We start from the raw sequence: 1,930 nt of genomic DNA, 5'->3' as shown, positions 1-1,930 counted from the left end.
GATCTGAATCCTTTGCTTCTGAGATACTATTTGTCATAGCACCACTTCCTAATGTAGTTGCAAGCCCGGCAACTGTTGATGCATGTCAGAGACGTGCACAGTGATCTATATTATTTGTTCCTATGCCCAATCTCATAAATTTTTGAAATGCAAAGTTATCCTCATTTGTACATCTAGCAGATGCTAACCCTGCAAAGGCATCAGGACCAAATTCATTTTTTATCTTGGTCGCCTTGCTTAAGAATAAATCATAAGCCTCTTCCCAGCTAGCTTCCCTAAACTCACCATTTTCCTTGATAAGAGGAGTTTTCACTCTTTCTGGATGGTCTATAAACTTATAACCAAATTTTCCCTTTACACAAAGTAGTCCGTCATTTGGTGCCATATTGATAGGTTCTACTCCTACAATCTTGTTTCCTCTGGAAAGAAGGTTAAACTGACATCCTACACCACAGTATGAACACGTGGTCTGAGTTTTCTTTACCTCCCACTTTCTGAATCTTGTTTTCTCCTTTGCCTGGAGTGCTCCTACCGGACACACACTTACGCAGTTTCCGCAGAAAGCACATTTGGATTCGTCTATTACACCACCATCAGCAATTACTACTTTTTTAGTTATCGGATCTAATTTTAAAATATCATTACACTGAAGTTTTTCACAGACGTTTACACACTTACCACATGATATACATTTATTGGAATCAATTGTAAAAAATGGATTACTTGAATCTGCCATAAGATTTTCTTTACAGGCATTACTTGTCTGCTCTACATTATACTCATAACAGTACTCCTGCAGTCTGCAATCTCCTGACTTTGTACATCCCAGACAGTCCAGTGGATGATCTTCCACGATCTCCTTTAAGATGTCTCTTCTCATGTTCACCACTGCATCAGTATGTGTTTCTATGATCATACCGTTTTGAGCCTCAATTTCACAGGCTTTTATTATCTCACCGTTCACTTCTACCTTGCAGATACCACAGCTTTCATCTTTTTTTACTATTCTTGTATCGTGACAGAAACTGGGTATCTGGACACCCGCTTCTTCCAATACATCGATAAGTTTTTTTCTGTGAGAAAAGCTATAATGCTCCCCGTTGACTACTATCTTCACCAGAATCCTCCTATTAATTTTTATGTTTTTTACAGTATAGTATTTATAATGGAGGATTGTAATTTCAATTTAACACTTTTTTTGCCCACGATTGTTATATTAAAAATCGGTCTTACTGTACATAATGACCTGTAAAATCACATTTGAGTTCTTCTTGAGAAGTTTTCAGACTATAAGATTTATTTTTACACACCTTTTTCCTTATTTTTTATTGTTAAATCGGCTTTATTTAGTGTGCTTTTAATGTTAAAATAAATAAAAGCTACTTTATATCATTTGTCAGAATAATTACGGGGTGATTTTTACGAATACTAATATTATATCAAAACTGGAAAATTTAATAAGAAATCATAACAAGGACATATATTATGAATATCTTAGAGTCCTGCACCTCTACAAATACTTTATCGGAAACAGACAGGAGTTTACCCCTGATGACAGACTAGAAATTCTTTCATTTTTCTATGAACATATACTAGGAGATTTGGAAAATATATACTCTAAGTTGGAAAATTCAGAAAGTTTTATATTCATGGGGGATACCTTCAGAGAAAAAAACTTCAGGATGGCCCTAGAGTACTTTAGAAATAGATCTTTATTTGATCTTTCCAATGAAAAAAGTATAGATCTTATTGAAAAAAATAATACTATCTATTCTCCCTCCCTTATAGATTTTTTGAGGAGAAATTCCAGAACTCTAGAGGAAGTTTTCAGTTTCAACGAGCAGAGATTTAGAGACAAGTTGGAAAGTCTTCCCTCTGAAAAAGATTTTTACAGGATATATTCAGACGATTACTCCGATGTGATTATCAT

General features: G+C 34.8%; 2 protein-coding genes. One reads left to right on the top strand and one right to left on the bottom strand.

Features of this window, described 5'->3' with window-relative positions; all coding sequences use genetic code 11:
• Positions 1 to 1,120, bottom strand: a 1,120-nt coding sequence (locus ABZA26_RS14000; protein WP_372715109.1) for a molybdopterin-dependent oxidoreductase, incomplete at its 3' end; no start/stop codon positions are given.
• A gap of 292 nt (positions 1,121 to 1,412) precedes the next feature.
• Between ABZA26_RS14000 and ABZA26_RS13995 the strand changes: the two genes are divergently transcribed.
• Positions 1,413 to 1,930: hypothetical protein (locus ABZA26_RS13995; protein ID WP_372715108.1), on the top strand; the 518-nt coding region annotated here is incomplete at its 3' end.

Origin of the sequence: Ilyobacter sp. (assembly GCF_041583315.1) — a bacterium.
Classification (GTDB): Bacteria; Fusobacteriota; Fusobacteriia; order Fusobacteriales; family Fusobacteriaceae; genus Ilyobacter.
Note: the sequence above shows the minus strand (reverse complement) of the source record. Positions and strands in the feature narration are given on the sequence as shown.